The sequence below is a fragment of the Actinoplanes sp. NPDC004185 genome, assembly GCF_053603475.1.
On sequence record NZ_JBSGFR010000043.1, the window covers coordinates 35,557 to 50,119 of the forward strand.

Annotated in this window: 14 protein-coding genes; 5 read left to right on the forward strand and 9 right to left on the reverse strand. The window is 71.7% G+C overall.

What is annotated here, in order from left to right; genetic code table 11:
• Positions 1–7 precede the first annotated feature (7 nt).
• The gene (locus ACWEOZ_RS34050) at positions 8–682 is read right to left on the reverse strand and encodes a hypothetical protein (protein WP_451914787.1); all 675 of its coding nucleotides are present in this window, start codon (positions 680–682) and stop codon (positions 8–10) included.
• Between the two features lie 123 nt (positions 683–805).
• Here ACWEOZ_RS34050 and ACWEOZ_RS34055 point away from each other — a divergent pair, with 123 nt between their 5' ends.
• On the forward strand, positions 806–1,552 hold the full coding sequence (locus ACWEOZ_RS34055; protein ID WP_451914788.1) for a DUF429 domain-containing protein: 747 nt from the start codon (positions 806–808) through the stop codon (positions 1,550–1,552).
• A 41-nt stretch (positions 1,553–1,593) separates the two neighbouring features.
• Positions 1,594–2,346 (forward strand): alpha/beta fold hydrolase, encoded by a 753-nt coding sequence (locus ACWEOZ_RS34060; RefSeq protein ID WP_451914789.1) that lies wholly within the window; start codon positions 1,594–1,596, stop codon positions 2,344–2,346.
• 250 nt (positions 2,347–2,596) lie between these two features.
• Here the strand turns inward: ACWEOZ_RS34060 and ACWEOZ_RS34065 are convergent, their stop codons facing one another.
• The 4 genes from ACWEOZ_RS34065 to ACWEOZ_RS34080 form a co-directional block, all read right to left on the reverse strand.
• Positions 2,597–4,546 (reverse strand): ABC transporter ATP-binding protein, encoded by a 1,950-nt coding sequence (locus ACWEOZ_RS34065; protein WP_451914790.1) that lies wholly within the window; start codon positions 4,544–4,546, stop codon positions 2,597–2,599.
• An 88-nt stretch (positions 4,547–4,634) separates the two neighbouring features.
• A complete protein-coding gene (locus ACWEOZ_RS34070) occupies positions 4,635–5,414 on the reverse strand; it encodes an enoyl-CoA hydratase/isomerase family protein (protein ID WP_451914791.1) in 780 nt (259 codons plus the stop codon).
• The gene (locus tag ACWEOZ_RS34075) at positions 5,411–5,638 is read right to left on the reverse strand and encodes a helix-turn-helix domain-containing protein (RefSeq protein ID WP_015620263.1); all 228 of its coding nucleotides are present in this window, start codon (positions 5,636–5,638) and stop codon (positions 5,411–5,413) included. Before ACWEOZ_RS34075 ends, ACWEOZ_RS34070 begins: the two co-directional genes overlap by 4 nt.
• A gap of 488 nt (positions 5,639–6,126) precedes the next feature.
• Positions 6,127–7,731, reverse strand: coding sequence for an ABC-F family ATP-binding cassette domain-containing protein (locus ACWEOZ_RS34080; RefSeq protein WP_451914792.1), 1,605 nt, complete (start codon positions 7,729–7,731; stop codon positions 6,127–6,129).
• Between the two features lie 216 nt (positions 7,732–7,947).
• Between ACWEOZ_RS34080 and ypfJ the strand changes: the two genes are divergently transcribed.
• The gene (gene ypfJ, locus ACWEOZ_RS34085; RefSeq protein WP_451914793.1) at positions 7,948–8,868 is read left to right on the forward strand and encodes a KPN_02809 family neutral zinc metallopeptidase; all 921 of its coding nucleotides are present in this window, start codon (positions 7,948–7,950) and stop codon (positions 8,866–8,868) included.
• 46 nt (positions 8,869–8,914) lie between these two features.
• On the opposite strand, the gene ACWEOZ_RS34090 is transcribed toward ypfJ, so the two are convergent.
• The gene (locus ACWEOZ_RS34090; RefSeq protein ID WP_451914794.1) at positions 8,915–9,550 is read right to left on the reverse strand and encodes an acVLRF1 family peptidyl-tRNA hydrolase; all 636 of its coding nucleotides are present in this window, start codon (positions 9,548–9,550) and stop codon (positions 8,915–8,917) included.
• 31 nt (positions 9,551–9,581) lie between these two features.
• Here ACWEOZ_RS34090 and ACWEOZ_RS34095 point away from each other — a divergent pair, with 31 nt between their 5' ends.
• Positions 9,582–10,265: a DNA alkylation repair protein gene (locus ACWEOZ_RS34095; RefSeq protein WP_451914795.1), complete on the forward strand. Its 684-nt coding sequence runs from the start codon at positions 9,582–9,584 to the stop codon at positions 10,263–10,265.
• Positions 10,266–10,276: 11 nt separating this feature from the next.
• Here the strand turns inward: ACWEOZ_RS34095 and ACWEOZ_RS34100 are convergent, their stop codons facing one another.
• Complete coding sequence (locus tag ACWEOZ_RS34100; protein WP_451914796.1) at positions 10,277–11,071, reverse strand: LysE family transporter; 795 nt, start codon at positions 11,069–11,071, stop codon at positions 10,277–10,279.
• 219 nt (positions 11,072–11,290) lie between these two features.
• On the opposite strand from ACWEOZ_RS34100, the gene ACWEOZ_RS34105 reads away from it, so the two are divergent.
• Positions 11,291–11,977 carry a histidine phosphatase family protein gene (locus ACWEOZ_RS34105; protein WP_451914797.1) on the forward strand — a complete coding sequence of 229 codons (687 nt, stop codon included), beginning with the start codon at positions 11,291–11,293 and terminating at the stop codon, positions 11,975–11,977.
• A 3-nt stretch (positions 11,978–11,980) separates the two neighbouring features.
• Here the strand turns inward: ACWEOZ_RS34105 and ACWEOZ_RS34110 are convergent, their stop codons facing one another.
• Entirely contained in the window at positions 11,981–12,724 is a 744-nt protein-coding gene (locus ACWEOZ_RS34110; protein WP_451914798.1) for a maleylpyruvate isomerase family mycothiol-dependent enzyme, read from the reverse strand.
• A gap of 37 nt (positions 12,725–12,761) precedes the next feature.
• The gene (locus ACWEOZ_RS34115) at positions 12,762–14,480 is read right to left on the reverse strand and encodes an IlvD/Edd family dehydratase (RefSeq protein ID WP_360814532.1); all 1,719 of its coding nucleotides are present in this window, start codon (positions 14,478–14,480) and stop codon (positions 12,762–12,764) included.
• Positions 14,481–14,563: the final 83 nt, after the last annotated feature.

Here is a 14,563-nt window from a genome sequence, read left to right on the forward strand (position 1 = left end):
GTTGCACTCAGAGCGCGGTGCTCTTGAACGCGGTACGGGTGAAGGCCGATCCGGTCCACTTCCAGCTCTGGGTGATCCGCAGATCGGGGCAGCACAGCGAGGCGTCGTCGCTGAGCGCCTCGGACTCCACGGTCAGCGAACGTCCCTTCGCCCGCAGGTCGGCCGTCCGCAGGTACGCGTCCTTGCCGATGGTCAGCAGCGGCTCGGTGCCGGAGTCCGCGCCGAAGACGAAGACGCGCACCGCGTTCGTCGAGGTGGTCGTCGGGCAGGACGCCGCGACGATCGTGTCCGGCCGGCCGTCCCCGGTGAGGTCCGAGTGGTCGACGTGCTGCACCTCGGCCCGCTTCGGCAGGTCGGCGTGGGACTTGCAGCCGAGCGCCCGGAAGGCGGCCTTGGCCCAGTCGGTGTCGTCGGCCTGTCCGCCCTGGCCGGTCGCCGGCTTCTCGGCCGGGGCCGGCTTCTTGACCCCGGCCGGCTTCTCGGCCGGGGCCGCGGGCCGGGTCGAGGTGCTCTCCGTGGGGCTCGGGGCCGGACCGGCGGCCTGGCTCGCGGCGGAACCGGCACCCGAGGACGCGGACGGGGCAGCGATCGGCGCGTCGAACGGGGTGGAGCAGGCCGCCGTCGCCGCGATGGCGCAGCCGGTGAGGGCCAGCAGAGTGAGCTTGTTCGTGACCTGACGCATCGGTTTCTCCCCGTGTCTTCCCTTGGCGAGGCCCCACCGTATCGACGTCGAGGGCTGCTCCGGCTCACGGATTCATGCCAAGCCGCCACGGACCGTCATCCCCGGCGCGCGTATGGTCGGCGCGTGCTGACCGCCGGAGTCGACCTGGCCGCCGACCCGGCCGGGACCGCCGTCGCGTCCATCGCCTGGTCCGCCACCGGAGCCACCGTGCGCCTGGTGACCGTGCCCGCCGATGACGAGATGATCGTCGAGCTGGCCGGTCGGTCCGCGAAGATCGGCATCGACTGCCCACTGGGCTGGCCGGACGCCTTCGTGACCTTCGTCGGCGCCCATCGCGACGGCGGGGTGCCGATCCCTGACGGCGTGGACGCCCGGCAATGGCGGCGCCGGCTGGCCTGGCGGCACACCGACGAGGTGGCCCGCCGCCTGACCGGCCTGGTGCCGTTGAGCGTGTCCGCGGACCGGATCGGGCACACCGCCATGCGCTGCGCGGCGCTGCAGACCCGGCTGGCACAGGCCGGACGCGGCGTCGACCGCAGCGGGGCCGGCGCGGTCGTCGAGGTCTATCCCGCCGCGTCGCTCAAGGTGTGGGGGCTGCCCTGGCGCGGCTACAAGACCACGAAGAACCAGGCCGCTCTCGGCGTCGTCGTCGACCAGCTGAAACAGGCCGCGCCGTGGCTGGACCTGGGCGGGCACGAGGACCTGTGCCGGCACAGCGACCATGCGCTGGACGCCGTCGTCGCGGCGCTGACCGCGCGGGCCGCCGTACGCGATCAGGTCTGCCGCCCCGACGAGCGGGAGCTGCCCGCGGCCCGGACCGAAGGATGGATCGCGATCCCCACCGCCGCGCTGGCGGCACTGCCGGAATAAACCGCATGTGCCGGCCGGGCGCGAAGCCTAGGGTGGCGCGGATGACTCTTTCTCATGACGTGGCCGGCGACGGCCCCACGGTGGTCCTGCTGCATTCGACGGTGTGCGACCGGCGCATGTGGGACCCGCAGGTCCCGGCGCTGGTCGAGGCCGGCTACCGGGTGGTCCGGGCCGACTTCCGCGGCTTCGGCGACTCCCCGATGCCCGACGGGCCGTCCGGCGACGCCGACGACGTCATCGAGCTGATCGACTCGCTCGGCGCGGAGCAGGTGGCGATGATCGCGGCATCCGGCGGGGGCCGGGTGGCGCTGGAGATCGCCGCCGGCCGGCCGGAGCGGGTGACCGCCCTGGCGCTGCTCTGCACCGCCTGGTGGGAGCACGAACGCAGCGCCGACCTGCGGGCCTTCGGCGCCCGCGAGGACGCGCTGCTGGAGGCCGGGGATGTGGCTGCGGCCACCGAGCTCAATGTGGAGATGTGGGTCGGTCCGGCGGCGGACCGGGCAACCCGCGACAAGGTACGCGTGATGCAACGTCGCGCCTTCGACGAGCAGCTGGCGGTGGACGAGGAATTCCCGCAGCTGGCGACGGAGCCGGACGTCGGGGCCATCACCGCCCGGACGCTGCTGGTGTCGGGGGCGCATGACGTGATCGACTTCCGCGAGATCGCCGTGGCGCTGTCCCGGCGGATCCCCGGCGCCCGGCATGTTGAGCTGGACTGGGCCGGGCACCTGCCGAGCCTGGAACGACCCGACGCGGTGAACCCGCTGCTGATCGACTTCCTGCGCGCTGCCTGACGCCGATCAGCTCGGCACCGGCCTGCGCCGGCAGTGTCAGGCCGGCCCCGGGAGCCGCCGGCCGCGACCACCACACCGCTCGGCGCTCGGTGACCACGCCACCGTCGAGATAGGAGTCGGCCAAGGCTCCCGGTAGTGCCGCCGCCAGCTCGCGGCATGCAACTCGGCGATCGAGGCGGCGTCCGCCGGGCCGGCCGTTCTGTCACGACCGGCCGTTCTGTCACGACCGGCCGGATGCCGAGCTCGCAGCTCAGGGCTCGATCGGGTGCGGGACCTGCACGATGACCTGCTCGGTCTCCTCCGCGTACGGCATGGCCGGGCTGTCGCCCACCGCGAACTGGGTGCGGTACAGCTCCGCGTACAAGCCGCCGGCCGCCACGAGCTCGCTGTGCTTGCCGCGCTCGACGATGCGGCCGTCGTCCAGCACCAGGATCTGGTCGGCCTCGCGGACCGTGGACAGGCGGTGGGCGATGACCAGCGCCGTCCGGCCCTCCAGGGCCACGGTCAGGGCCCGCTGCACGGCCGCTTCGGACTCGCTGTCCAGGTGCGCCGTCGCCTCGTCCAGGATCACGATCGACGGGTGCTTGAGCAGCAGCCGGGCGATCGCGATGCGCTGCTTCTCGCCGCCGGAGAAACGGTAGCCGCGCTCGCCGACCACCGTGTCCAGCCCCTCGGGCAGGGAGCGGACCAGCTCGGCGACCTGGGCGCCGCGCAGGGCGTCCCACATCTCCTCCTCGGTCGCCTCCGGCCGGGCGTAGCGCAGGTTTTCCGCGATCGTCTCGTGGAACAAGTGGGAGTCCTGGGTGACGACGCCGATGGTGTCGCGCAACGACTCCAGGGTGGCGTCGCGCACGTCGACGCCGCCGACGCGGACGGCGCCCTCGGTCACGTCGTAGACCCGGGAGACGAGCATGGAGGTGGTGGACTTGCCGGCGCCGGACGGGCCGACCAGGGCGACCATCTGGCCGGGCTCGACGACGAAGTCCACGCCGCGCAGCACCGGCGCGTTCTCGGTGCGGTCGAGGGCGACCACGTCCTCCAGCGTGGCGAGGGAGACCTCGTCGGCGCTCGGGTAGCGGAAGTGCACGTCGCGGAACTCGAGCCGGCCGGAGCCGGGCGCGATGGCGACGGCGTCCGGCTTCTCCTCGATGCCCGGCTTGAGGTCGAGGACCTCGAAGACCCGGTCGAAGGAGACCAGGGCGCTCATCACGTCGACCCGGACGTTGCTCAGCGCGGTGAGCGGGCCGTAGAGCCGGGTCAGCAGCAGGGCCAGGGTGACCACGGTGCCCGCGGTGACGCTGCCGGTGACCGCGAGCCAGCCGCCGAGCCCGTAGGTCAGGGCCTGGGCCAGCGAGGCGACCAGCAGCATGGCGACGAAGAAGGTGCGGGAGAACATGGCCTGCTGCACACCGATGTCCCGGACCCGCTGCGCGCGCTCACCGAAGCGCGCGGCCTCGGCGTCGGGCCGGCCGAACAGCTTGACCAGCAGGGCGCCGGAGACGTTGAAACGCTCGGTCATGGTCGCGTTCATCTTCGCGTCCAGGTTGTACGACTCGCGGGTGATCTCGGCGAGCTTCTTGCCCACCCGGCGCGCCGGGATGATGAAGACCGGGAGCATGACCAGGGACAACACGGTGATCTGCCAGGACAGGCTGAACATCACGGCGGCGGTCAGCACGAGCTGGATGACGTTGCTGACCACACCGGACAGTGTGGAGGTGAACGCCCGCTGGGCCCCGGTGACGTCGTTGTTGAGCCGGCTGACCAGGGCGCCGGTCTGCGTCCGGGTGAAGAACTGCAGCGGCATGCGCTGGACGTGATCGTAGACCTTGGTGCGCAGGTCGAGGATGATGCCCTCGCCGATGCGGGCCGAATACCACCGTTGGGCCAGGGACAGGAACGCGTCGACGATCGCCAGGCCGGCGATCATGAAGGCGAGCTTGACCACCGTCGCGGCGGCGTCGGAGCCGCCGGCGGTGATGGCGTTGACCACGTGGCCGGCGAGCACCGGGGTGGCGACGCCGATGCCCGCGGCGAACACCACGGTGATCAGGAAGACGATGATGTCGCGTCGATAGGGCCGGGCGAAGCGCAGAATGCGCTTGGTCGTGCCCCGGCTGAGCTGATGCTTCGAGACGCGCTCGGAATTCTGGATCGAGCGCAGCATCATCCAACTGGAGCCGCTGGAGTTCGGACCCATGCGTCACCTCCCGGGCGTCTGTGGCAGGCACAGTCTGCCCGCTGGGTATGACAACCCGAGAGGTAACCGGTTTCTTCCTGAACGGTCCTTACTCGGCGCCCAGCAGGTCGCGCAGGCGGCGGGTCTGCGCCTCCCGCTCGGCCCGGTCCTGCTCGGCGTACGAGCGGCCGGTGGCCCCGGCCAGCAGCGCCTTGATCTCGGCCACGGCGCCCTGGTCGGCGGCCAGCACGGCCGCGGCCAGGTCGGAGACCGCTCCGGACAGCTCGGCACCGGGCACCACGGCGGTGGCCAGGCCGATCCGGTCCGCCTCCTGGGCCGAGATGCGCCGGCCGGTGACACAGATCTCCAGCGCGCGGGACGGCCCGACGAGCTCGGTCAGCCGTTTGGTGCCACCGAGATCCGGCACCAGGCCGAGCGTGACTTCGGCCATCGAGAAACGGGCGTCGTCGGCCAGGATCCGCAAGTCGCAGTTGAGCGCGAGCTGAAATCCGGCCCCGATCGCGTGACCCTGCACGGCGGCGATGGTGACCAGCGAGGGCCGGCGTAACCAGGTGAACGCATCCTGGAAGCCGGCAATCCGATCCGCGCACTCTTCCGGGGACAACGCGGCCAGTTCCGGCAACGAAGAATCGCCGCCGCCCCGGGCAACCGACAAGTCGAGTCCGGCGGAAAAGGCACGCCCTTCACCCCGGACAATGACGACTCGCACGTCCCCCGGCATTTTCCGGGAAATGTCGGCGAGGTCCGACCACATGGCGGGAGTCTGGGCATTGAGCACATCGGGCCGGCACAACGTCACCGTCGCGACCGGCCCGTCCTGGTCATACCGAACGCCTGCTTCGGTCCCGGGTGATGCGCTGGTCGTCACGCCTTCTTGCGACGACGGGCGCCGCCGCGCTGGCGAAGCTGGACACCCGACTCGGTGAGCACCCGGTGCACGAATCCGTAGGACCGCCCGGTGGAGGCGGCCAGGGCCCGAATGCTCTCGCCGGAGGTGTATCGCTTCACCAGGTCTTTGGCGAGCGTCTGTCGCTCGCTGCCGACGATTCGACGACCCTTCTCAGTGCTGGTGGCTGTGCCGGTGGCTGCCATGTTGAATCCTCACGTCCCAGACTGTGCGGTTCGATACGGTCCCACCTATTAGACCGCCTCCAACGATCATGCGCTAGGTATCTCGGCTTAGCCAACGTGCCCAATTACCACTGTCAGGAACCCGACGGTGACCATGCGCATCAATGTCAGACCGTTGCCCCGGGAGCCGGATCGGGTCGGGAATCGGACGCCGGAGAGCGTTTGCCGGCCGCCTGCCGCGACTGCCCCGCGACCCCGGACCTCGCCCCAAGACCACCGGCTGAGCTGCACAAACATCAACTACATGGTGGACGGACAACGATGTCACGCAGCGTCGACGCAGCATGCACGCAGGGGTGCGAGTCTGTGCCCGGACGGGCAGTGGAGCCCGGCTGAGGGGCGCCCGGGGCCGGCCGTACGGTGACCGGAGCCGGGCAGGAGTCGCACTGTCTGTGTGGGCACCAGTTGACAACCGACGATGCCGTTGATCCTCGATCAAGCGATGGCGATCACGCCAGCTCGACGAGCTCCAGCAGATCGTCGCTCCACGCGTCCTCGTCGCCGTCGGGCAGCAGGATGGCCCGGTCCGGCTTCAGCGCCTGCACGGCCCCCGCGTCGTGGGTGACCAGCACGATCGCGCCCGGGTAGTTGGCGATGGCGTCCAGCACCTGCTCGCGGCTGACCGGGTCGAGGTTGTTGGTCGGCTCGTCGAGCAGCAGCACGTTGGCGCCCGAGCAGACCAGGGTGGCCAGCGCCAACCGCGTCTTCTCGCCGCCGGAGAGCACGCCGGCGGGCTTGTCGACGTCGTCACCCGAGAAGAGGAACGCGCCCAGGATCTTCCGCAGCTCGGTGTCGGTCTGCTCCGAACCAGCGCTGCGCATGTGCTCCAGGATCGTGCGGTCCACGTCCAACGTCTCGTGCTCCTGGGCGTAGTAACCCAGCCGCAGCCCGTGCCCGGCCCGCACCTCACCGGTGTCGGACTGCAGGTGCCCGCCGAGGATCCGCAGCAGCGTCGTCTTGCCGGCGCCGTTGAGGCCGAGGATGGCGACCCGGGAACCGCGGTCCACCGCCACGTCCACGTCCGCGAAGATCTCCAGCGAGCCGTAGGACTTGGACAGGCCGTGCGCGGTCAGCGGCGTCTTGCCGCAGGGCGCCGGGCTCGGGAAGCGGACCTTGGCCACCTTGTCCGAGGTGCGCACGTCCTCCAGGCCGTCGAGCAGCTTGTTGGCCCGCTTGGCCATGTTCTGCGCGGCGACGGTCTTGGTGGCCTTCGCCCGCATCTTGTCGGCCTGGGCCAGCAGCGCACCGGCCTTCTTCTCCGCGTTGGCGCGCTCGCGCCGGCGGCGGCGCTCGTCGGTCTCCCGCTGGGCCAGGTACGTCTTCCAGCCGACGTTGTACATGTCGACCTCGGCGCGGTTGGCGTCGAGATACCAGACCCGGTTGACCACGGCGTCCAGCAGGTCGACGTCGTGGCTGATGACGATCAGCCCGCCCTTGTGGTTGGCGATGTAACCGCGCAGCCAGGTGATCGAGTCCTGGTCCAGGTGGTTGGTGGGCTCGTCCAGCAGCAGGATGCCCTTGCCGTTCTGCCCGGAATTCTGGAACAGGATGCGGGCCAGCTCGATGCGCCGGCGCTGACCACCGGACAGGGTGCCGATCGTCTGGGCCAGCGCGCGGTCGGGCAGTCCCAGGTTGGAGCAGATCCGGGCGGCCTCGGCCTCGGCGGCGTACCCGCCCAGGCTGGCGAACTGGTCCTCCAGCTGGCCGTAGCGGCGGATCAGCTTCTCGTCGGCGCTCTCCTCGAGCTCGACCTCGAGCTTCTGCATCTGCGACAACAGGACGTCCAGGCCGCGAGCGGACAGCACCCGGTCGCGGGCGGTGACGTTCAGGTCGCCGGTGCGGGGGTCCTGCGGGAGGTAGCCGACCTCGCTGGTGCGGGTCACCTCACCCGCGTACGGCGTGCCCTCGCCGGCCAGCACCTTGAGCGTCGTGGTCTTGCCGGCGCCGTTGCGGCCGACCAGGCCGATCCGGTCGCCGGGCTGCACCCGCAGCGTCGTCGGGGAGATGAGGATCCGGGATCCGGCGCGCAGTTCGAGTCCGGTGGCGGTAATCATGAGGAAGCGTCTCGCTCTCGAGGTAAGGCTGGCTCAGGCACACGGAAGCGCCGCCGGGATCGTGGAAGATCGCGGTCGGCGCGGGGCAGGTCAGCCTTCGCAGAGCAGCACCCGGCAATTGTACCGGGCGCCGGCCACGACCCCCCACCCGATTAGCGGGCGCGGCGACCGGGTACGAATGGCGCCACACGTGGTGGACGCGCGAGCGAGGATGCGATGGAACTTAACGAGAACGCCAGGATCGACACCAGTCAGATCGACGACCAGCGTTCCTCCGGCGGGGGCGGCGGCGGGATCGGCGGCCTGCCCATCGGTGGCGGAGGTCTCACCGGCATCATCGTCACCGTGCTCATCGCGGTCGTCGGTGGCTTCCTCGGCATCAACAATCTCACCGGTGGTGACGGGGCGAGCACGCAGACCGGCGACAACACCTCCCTCACCCAGAAGTGCACCCAGTCCGACGCGGTCAAGCAGCTGGACTGCCGCAACGTGCTCTACGTCAACTCGATCCAGGACTACTGGGTGGAGGCCCTCCCGGCGACCTTCGGTGAGCAGTACAAGGCGTCCAAGACCGTGCTGTTCTCGAAGCGGGTCAGCACCGGGTGCGGCAGCGCCGACTCGGGCGTCGGGCCGTTCTACTGCCCGGCCGATGACCGCGTCTACATCGACCTGACCTTCTACGACGTGCTGGCTCAGCAGCTGGGCGCGCCGGGCGAGTTCGCCCAGCCGTACGTGCTGGCCCACGAGTACGGCCACCACATCCAGGACCTGCTGGGCACCGAGGGCGCGATGCGCCGCGAGCAGGAGCGCAACCCGACCGGGGCGAACGAGCAGTCGGTGAAGCTGGAGCTGCAGGCGGACTGCTACGCGGGCTCCTGGGCCAAGAACGCCACGGGCACGGACGACGGCTCGGGCCAGAAGATCTTCAAGAGCATCAGCCAGGAGGACATCCAGCAGGGCCTGGACACCGCGGCCAAGATCGGCGACGACACTCTGCAGAAGAAGAGCGGCGGCTCGGTCAACCCGGCGGAGTTCACCCACGGCACCAGCGCCCAGCGCCAGGAATGGTTCAAGCGCGGCTACGACACCGGCGACCCGAAGAGCTGCGACACCTTCGCCGCCGGCGCGGTCAGCTGACCGGCCACGAGCTGTCCGACCCCACCTGACCTTGCCTGCTGCCAGGTCAGGTGGGGTCTTTGACGAGGATGCGGACCGCCCGGGCCTGGGCGATCGCATCCTCGAGGACTGTCTTGCGGGGCTCCGGCACCTCGAGGAAGCGGTCGCTGCGCAGCGCGGCGAGCGGTTGCAGGGGTGCGGCGGCCAGGATGGTGTCCACCGCGGTGTGGTCGCCGCCGGTCACCAGGGCGCTCAAGGTGCGTACCTCCGGCAGGAGCAGGCGGGCCGCGATGCCGGCGCCGTCCGCGGCCGCCGCTTTGGCCTGGTTGTCCCGGCGCCGGGCGAAGCGCTGCTGGGACCAGCCACCCGCGGCCGTGCGGCCCTGTACGTAGTGCGTGTCGACCTTGGACACGACGAGCTTCGGGCCGTCGGCCACACCGACCGCCACCGCGCCCTTGCGGGCCAGCAGCAGAGCGATCCGGCGCGGCTCCCCCGCCGCCCGGCGCAACTCGTCCAGATCCGTGGTCTCCGGCGACCCGGGCGGCGGCGCCAGCTCGGCGGTCGCGCCGTCCTCCGCGGTCAGCAGCAGCCCGTCGGCCGTCCACGGGCCGTGCCGGCCGGCGAAATTCTCCAGCCAGCGGGCCAGCCGCTCGGGGGCCACGTCCACCCACCGTCCGCCGCCTGCCGCCGGTCTCGCGCTCATGACTGCCACCCTACGGTGGGATGATCCCGGCATGACCCGAGCGCCCGCGGAGGAACTGCTGGACCGCCTGGTGCGCAGCTACGAGGCGGCCCGTGACCCGGAACGCGCCGGGCCGGCGGCGGCGTACATGCGGGAGCAGTTCGCGTTCCTGGGCATCCCGGCGCCGACGCAGCGCGCTCTCGCCCGCACGGTGGTAGCCGCGCTGCCCGCGCCGGCCGAGGACGACCTGCGCGCGGTGGCGCTGGCGTGCTGGGAGCTGGACGAGCGGGAGTACCAGTACTTCGCCTGTGACTGGCTGCGCCGGCACGTGGCCGTGCCGGGGCCGGGCTTCCTCGCCACACTGCGGACCCTGCTCACGACGAAGTCGTGGTGGGACACGGTCGACCCGCTGGCCACCCGGGTCGTGGGCGGCCTGGTGCGCCGGCATCCCGAGCTGGGTGCGGAGATGGACGCCTGGTCGGCGGACCGGGACCTGTGGCTGATCCGTACGGCGATCCTGCACCAGCTGCACTACGGCACGGACACGGACGTGGACCGCCTGTTCGGATACTGCACCCGGCAGGCGGGCCACCGCGACTTCTTCGTCCGCAAGGCGATCGGCTGGGCGCTGCGGCACTACGCCCGTACCGATCCGGCCGCGGTGGCCCGCTACGTCGCTGATCACCGTGACCGGCTGTCGCCGCTGTCGATCCGTGAGGCCACCAAGCATCTGTGACCGTACGGCGGTCAGGTGACCAGGCCGACGGCCAGGACGGCGATGACCCCGCTGGAGACCATCGCGGTGATCAGGCGGCCGCGGTCGCCGGTGAGCAGTCGGCCGACCAGGGCGCCGCCACCGGCGATGAGCAGCTGCCAGCTCGCGGAGGCCAGGAATGCGCCGATGACGAACCACACCCCGCCGCCGGTGCCGCCGCGCCCCATGACCAGCGCGGCGAAGTAGACGATGGTGGCCGGGTTGAGCAGCGTGAGCCCCAGCACACCGAGGTAGGCGCGGCTGGCCGTGGTGGTGTCCAGCTTTGCCGTGGCCTCGCGGGCCGCTGTCTCACCAGGAGCACCAGCCACCGCAGCCGACTCACCTGCTCGCGTCCCGTCCCCGTGCGTCCCGCAGGTGGGTGAGTCGGCCGCATCCCCACCGGCGTTCGCCGAGGCAGCGGCAGCGGCGTCCTCATCGGTGATGAGCAGCGCCGCGCCGTCGGAGGTCGGAGGCGTCGGAGGAGCAGCCTGGGTGGCGCGCTTGCGGAGGGCCGACCAGGCGGTGTGCACCGCCAGGACCAGCAGGATCACCGCCGCGACCCAGCGCAGCGGCGTCGAGATCGGTGCGATCGCCGCCGCCAGCGCCGCCCCGCCCAGGACCGCGATCAGCGCGTACACCCCGTCGGCGGTGGCCGCGCCCAGTCCGGCCGCCGCGCCGACGCGCAGGGAGGTGCGGGCGGTGAGGCCGGCGATCAGGACCGCGATGGCGCCGACGGGCACGGCGACGCCGTAGCCGGCGATCGCGCCGGCCAGGAACGCCGCGGTCATGGCGTGGGCGGGTGAGTGGCCGGGCCGGCGGCGACGCGCTGCTGTCGCGTGGCCCGGGCGGGCGCGGCGGCAGACAGGGTCGGGTGCGGGCTCGGCTTCTTCACGCCGCCATGATGGCCGGGGCGCCGCGGTGGAGGCCACCGATTTTGCCCGGACGCGCGACCGCCGGTGCTCCGGTGCGTTCCGAGCGGGTCGCTGCGGACGCGTTAGGGTCCGGAGATGGGCGTCGTCGCGGAGCTGATCCTCATCCGGCACGGGCAGAGCGCGGCGAACGTCGCCTTTCCGCTCGCCAACCAGCGGGGACTGCTGGAATCCGGCCTCAGCGGCCGGGACACCGATGTGGAGCTGACCGAGCTCGGGGTCGAGCAGGCGCGCGCGGTCGGGCGGTGGCTCGCCACTCTCTCCCCGGGTGAGCGGCCCCAGGTGGTGATCACGTCGCCGTACCGGCGGGCGCGGGAGACGTGGCGGATCGCCGTCGAGAGCTCCGGGCTGTCGCTGCCCGCGCCGAGCACGGACGACCGGCTCGTGGACCGGCTGACCGGGGAGCTGGAGATGCTGACCGACGCCGCGATCCGGCAGCGGTTCCCGGACGAGCCGGCCCGTTTCGAGCAGGCCGGTGAGTACGCCTACCGGCCGCCGGGCGGCGAGACCTTCGGTGACATCGCCGAGCGGCTCGCCTCTTTTCTGGCCGACCTGAACGGCAAGCACGCCGGCGAGCGGGTCGTGGTGGTGGCCCACGACTCGGTGGTGCTGATGATGCGCTTCGTCATCGAGGGCCTGGAGCTCGCCGCGCTGCCGGACATCGTCGAGCAGCACGGCCAGGTCCGCAACGCCTCGATCACCAGCTTCCGGGAGTCGTCAGGGCGTCTCGTGCTGGACCGCTACAACACGGTCGACCACCTCTGAGGCCTACTCCGTGTCGGTCCAGGCCAGGAACTCCTCGACGGCCTCGCGGTCGCCGTCCACCTCGATGCTCTCCAGCGGGATCCGCTTGTAGATCGCCAGCACCAGGTCGCTGGCCGAGCCGCGCATCGTCGCGAGCGGATCGCCACTCGCGGCGGGACCGGCCTTGGCCCCGGACGGGGTGAGGTCGACCAGCCAGGTCGGGCCCTCGACCGCCGACAACGCGATCCGGGCCGGCCGGTGCGGCCAGGCGCCGATCGAACCCAGGGTCACCACCAGCAGCTCGTCGATCGTGTCGACGGCGACCGCGGCCGGGACCGGCTCCGGCTTGCCGGCGGTCTCCTGAGCGTCCCACGCGTGCACCGCGGCCTCCTGGACCTGGTGGCGGGCCACCGCACCGGAGGTCATCGGCGCGTCGGACGCGCTCCACCACGTCCAGCAGTCGCGGTCGGGGCCGGCCACGCGCAGCCCGTCGATCAGCAGCCGGGTCGACTCGGCCGACCATTCCACCAGGTCGCCGACGGGATCGCTGGTGACGAACTCGGGCGCGCTGTCGGCCGGGCCGGCCGCCACGACCTCGGCCCAGAAACGCTGGACGGCGCCCAGGTGCGCCACCAGATCACGCAGGGACCAGTCGGGGCAGCCGGGCACGCGGGCCTCGGGGTCACCCGTGCCGACCGCCTGGCGGAAGGCGGCGGAGCGCTCGGCGATCAGGTCCAGCAGTTCGGGGAAGGGAAGCAGCTGCGTCATCCCGATGGTCTACCACCGGCCTGCGACAAGTTTCGGCTCAATGCGATTCCCGGCTCACCTCGTCGCCGCTGGAGCCGACGAGGAAGTCCAGGTCAGCGCCCACCTCGGCGCCCAGGACGGTGTCCACGTACAACTTCTGCCAGCCGCGGTCGGGACGGGCCAGGGCGGCCAGCAGGGCGGCGGACGGCTCGCGGGCGGCCAGTTCCTCGTCCGGCAGGTCGACCGACAGCTGCCTGTTCTCCACGTCGAGGATGATCCAGTCGCCGTCGCGGACCCGGTCCAGCGGTCCACCGGCGGCGGCCTCCGGGGCCACGTGCAGCACGACCGTCCCGTACGCCGTACCGCTCATCCGCCCGTCGCAGACCCGGACCATGTCGCGGACGCCCTGGTGCAGCAGCTTGGTCGGCAGTGGCATGTTCGCCACCTCGGGCATGCCCGGGTAGCCGCGCGGACCGCAGCCGCGCAGCACCAGCACGGAGTCCGCGTCGACGTCGAGGTCGGGCGCGTCGATGCGGGCGTGGAAGTCCTCCACCGAGTCGAAGACGACCGCCCGGCCGCGGTGCCGCAGCAGGTGCGGGCTGGCCGCGGCGGGTTTGATGATCGCGCCGGCCGGGGCGAGATTGCCGTGCAGCACGGCGATGCCGGCCTGCGGCAGCAGCGGCTTGTCGCGGGTGCGGATGACGTCCTGGTCCCAGATCTGCGCCTCGGTCAGCGACTCCACGAACGGCCGGCCGGTCACGTCGATCGCGTCCGGGTCGAGCAGGTCGGCCACCTCGCGCAGCACCGCGGCCAGGCCACCGGCCCGGTAAAGGTCCTCCATCAGGTATTTGCCGGCGGGCTGGAGGTCGACCAGCAGCGGGACGTCGGCGGCGATCCGGTCGAAGTCGGCCAGGGTGAGCGGTACGCCGAGCCGGCCGGCGATGGCCAGCAGGTGCACGACGGCGTTGGTGGAGCCGCCGAGCGCGGCCAGCGCGACGATCGCGTTGTGGAACGAGCCGGTGGTCAGCACCCGGCTGGGCCGGCGGTCCGCGGCGATCATCTCCACGATCAGCCGGCCGGTCTCGTGGGAGCGGGCCAGCAGCCGGCTGTCCGGGGCCGGGGTGCCCGCGGTGCCGGGCAGGACCGTGCCGAGCGCCTCGGCGAGCAGGCCCATGGTCGAGGCCGTGCCCATGGTGTTGCAGTGGCCGCGGCTGCGGATCATCGAGGACTCGGACTCGAGGAAGGCGGCCTGGCTCAGGGTGCCCGCGCGTACCTCCTCGGAGAGCCGCCACACGTCGGTGCCGCAGCCCAGCGGGGTGCCGCGGAACGTGCCGGTCAGCATCGGGCCGCCCGGGACCACGACGGCGGGCAGGTCGACGGAGGCCGCGGCCATGAGCAGCGACGGGATGGTCTTGTCGCAGCCGCCGAGCAGCACCACGCCGTCGATCGGGTTGGCCCGCAGCATCTCCTCGGTCGCCATCGCGGCCATGTTGCGCCAGAGCATCGCGGTCGGCCGGACCTGGGTCTCGCCGATCGACACGACAGGCAGGTTCAACGGGACGCCGCCGGCTTCCCAGATCCCGCGTTTGACGTGCTCGGCGACCTCGTCGAGGTGGCTGTTGCAGGGGGTCAGGTCGGAGGCCGTGTTGGCGATGGCGATCTGGGGCCGCCGGCCCTCGAAGGCCGAGTTCGGTGATCCCCGGCGCATCCAGGCGCGGTGGATGTAGGAGTTGCGGTCCTGGCCGGCGTACCACTGGGCGCTGCGCAGTTCAGGCATATAACTTCCAATAATCGGAACGCTGGGTGCCTATCTGGAATATCCGGTACGGTACGCCAGTGCCCTCGGATACCGCACCCCCC

What these genes read in the sequence shown, in the direction of transcription:
- ACWEOZ_RS34050 (WP_451914787.1), bottom strand. Translation starts at nt 682, where the DNA reads ATGCGTCAGGTCACGAACAAGCTCACTCTGCTGGCCCTCACCGGCTGC.
- ACWEOZ_RS34060 (WP_451914789.1), top strand. Translation starts at nt 1,594, where the DNA reads ATGACTCTTTCTCATGACGTGGCCGGCGACGGCCCCACGGTGGTCCTG.
- ACWEOZ_RS34065 (WP_451914790.1), bottom strand. Translation starts at nt 4,546, where the DNA reads ATGGGTCCGAACTCCAGCGGCTCCAGTTGGATGATGCTGCGCTCGATC.
- ACWEOZ_RS34075 (WP_015620263.1), bottom strand. Translation starts at nt 5,638, where the DNA reads ATGGCAGCCACCGGCACAGCCACCAGCACTGAGAAGGGTCGTCGAATC.
- ACWEOZ_RS34080 (WP_451914792.1), bottom strand. Translation starts at nt 7,731, where the DNA reads ATGATTACCGCCACCGGACTCGAACTGCGCGCCGGATCCCGGATCCTC.
- ypfJ (WP_451914793.1), top strand. Translation starts at nt 7,948, where the DNA reads ATGGAACTTAACGAGAACGCCAGGATCGACACCAGTCAGATCGACGAC.
- ACWEOZ_RS34090 (WP_451914794.1), bottom strand. Translation starts at nt 9,550, where the DNA reads ATGAGCGCGAGACCGGCGGCAGGCGGCGGACGGTGGGTGGACGTGGCC.
- ACWEOZ_RS34095 (WP_451914795.1), top strand. Translation starts at nt 9,582, where the DNA reads ATGACCCGAGCGCCCGCGGAGGAACTGCTGGACCGCCTGGTGCGCAGC.
- ACWEOZ_RS34100 (WP_451914796.1), bottom strand. Translation starts at nt 11,071, where the DNA reads ATGACCGCGGCGTTCCTGGCCGGCGCGATCGCCGGCTACGGCGTCGCC.
- ACWEOZ_RS34105 (WP_451914797.1), top strand. Translation starts at nt 11,291, where the DNA reads ATGGGCGTCGTCGCGGAGCTGATCCTCATCCGGCACGGGCAGAGCGCG.
- ACWEOZ_RS34110 (WP_451914798.1), bottom strand. Translation starts at nt 12,724, where the DNA reads ATGACGCAGCTGCTTCCCTTCCCCGAACTGCTGGACCTGATCGCCGAG.
- ACWEOZ_RS34115 (WP_360814532.1), bottom strand. Translation starts at nt 14,480, where the DNA reads ATGCCTGAACTGCGCAGCGCCCAGTGGTACGCCGGCCAGGACCGCAAC.